The organism is Streptococcus thoraltensis DSM 12221, from assembly GCF_000380145.1.
In the GTDB taxonomy this organism is placed as follows: domain Bacteria; phylum Bacillota; class Bacilli; order Lactobacillales; family Streptococcaceae; genus Streptococcus; species Streptococcus thoraltensis.
This window is the reverse complement of the sequence record NZ_KB904625.1, coordinates 1-1,761: the sequence shown is the minus strand read 5'-3', so window position 1 is coordinate 1,761 and position 1,761 is coordinate 1. Positions and strand designations below refer to the sequence as shown.

At 36.5% G+C, this 1,761-nt stretch carries 2 protein-coding genes and 1 pseudogene; all 3 read left to right on the top strand.

All coding sequences use genetic code 11. From position 1 onward, the window contains the following. Positions 1 to 240: 240 nt before the first annotated feature. The 3 genes and pseudogenes from A3IA_RS13710 (at position 241) to A3IA_RS0108925 (ending at position 1,146) form a co-directional block, all read left to right on the top strand. Complete coding sequence (locus tag A3IA_RS13710; protein WP_018380977.1) at positions 241 to 498, top strand: hypothetical protein; 258 nt, start codon at positions 241 to 243, stop codon at positions 496 to 498. A gap of 62 nt (positions 499 to 560) precedes the next feature. After that, positions 561 to 677, top strand: a pseudogene (locus A3IA_RS13705) (hypothetical protein); the annotation flags it as partial. A gap of 250 nt (positions 678 to 927) precedes the next feature. After that, a complete protein-coding gene (locus A3IA_RS0108925) occupies positions 928 to 1,146 on the top strand; it encodes a hypothetical protein (RefSeq protein WP_018380976.1) in 219 nt (72 codons plus the stop codon). The last annotated feature ends 615 nt before the right edge of the window (positions 1,147 to 1,761 follow it).

Genomic DNA, 1,761 nt, shown 5'->3' with positions numbered 1-1,761 from the left:
ACAAAATTAAACAACCTGACTCCTGGGGAATTCAGAAATCAGGTTGCTTAACATCTTTTATTAGTTGACTGTCTACTTGACAGGGAGCCGTTCAATTATACTAGAATTAGGAGTGTTTTTCTTGTGTCTCACTCTATGGGTGCAGTGCCTAGTTTCCGGTGAAATTTTTATTTTTCACTATCCACTATAAGGGGAGCATATCATGCATGACCCCAGCCGATTCTATCAGAATCTGACAGATTGCACAAGATTCTTCAAGTTGCTTTCCCAGAAATCGAGAATCTGCTCTCTGCACCAACAGGAGAGCAATATGGGAATATCGTAACGCTCTTCCCAACCAAACATGAGGCAATGGAAGTATCAGAGGTTGAGCTTAGAGAAGCTGTTCGCCAGTCAATGTCTAAACGGATTTCTGAGAACAGATTAGGGGGATTGGTTGAAAAGATGAGTGAAATGGCCAAGCAGTCCTATCCTACCATTTCAAAAACAAGAGGTTAAGTATAATGTACAGGAACTTCTAGAACTTACAAACCGTAGAGAACAAGTCCTAGCACAGTTGATTGAACGAGCCGAACCTTTACCTGAATACGAGATTCTACTATATTATTTCTGGTATCGCAGAGACAACTGCTACAAGCATTATTGGCGAATTTTGGGATATTCGTCGTTTTCAGTCTGCCAACCAAATCAATAGCTTCATCAGTATCAATCTCAGGCACTATGAGTCTGGTAATTTCCTATTTGGGTATCATAACGAAAAAATGGAGGAGTACACTATGCAAGAACCATTAAAAATTATCAAGCAACAAGCTGCTACAGCTACAATTGCTTATCTGACCAGTGAACTCTCCTCGTTCGATCCTTCTGTCCTATAGATTCGGTTTATTTCAAGATTTGAAAATTGTTTATAAAAATGGAATTCTCACTATGACCACCTTAGATGGAGAGGAGTGGCAAGATTATCCAAAACCGTATCTTTATTTACCATCTTGGAATGAGGGTATTCAATCTCTTCAGAAGACAACAGAAAGTTATTCAGGCAAGACTTATAATGTTACTGCTGTTCTTTATCAAAGTGGAGGAGAAAATGTTTACCTAGGTACAGATACTAAGTATAGGAACTCTAATAACCTTAAAAGAAGTTAGACTGCATACTCTAAGTTTTTATGATGTTGGAAAAACTTAGAGAAAAAGAAGATGCTTTTCTTCAGTTTTCTTTTGAACCAGGTTTCAATTCACGACTAATATTTGAGAGAATTGGCAGTGTAACAACTTCGCTATCTGAGACTAGTTCCTGACTTTTGGTGATACAAGAGAATACTCTTTGGCTCTTCCTATGAAAAAATGATGGTGGACATAAGATTTCCTTTTGTAAGAGGTTGTTTCAAGCTCATCCTACTAGACAATCTTATGAATTTTACTATGCACTTATATTGTAAATTCACGCTACTAAAAACGAAGTGAAAAAAAGGAGACAATCCATGTTAGTTTGACATCTTAGAAATTAGTAGTGACTGAAATCTATAACTTATTATTGCTTATCAATATTTATTTGAGTGAAACCTTTAAGTGTTTGAAAGAAGTTCGCTGATATGATAAAGTTTAGAATAAGTGACAGGGTAACTATAGCAAGATTTCGAACTAAGTTATTGAAATTGTGAACTATAGAGGCAAAATTCAAGTCCAAGTTAGCCAGCGTATAACACCTCTCTGGGAGTTTTGTAATCTAATACTTTCTTAGGATAGTTATTGATCCAATTT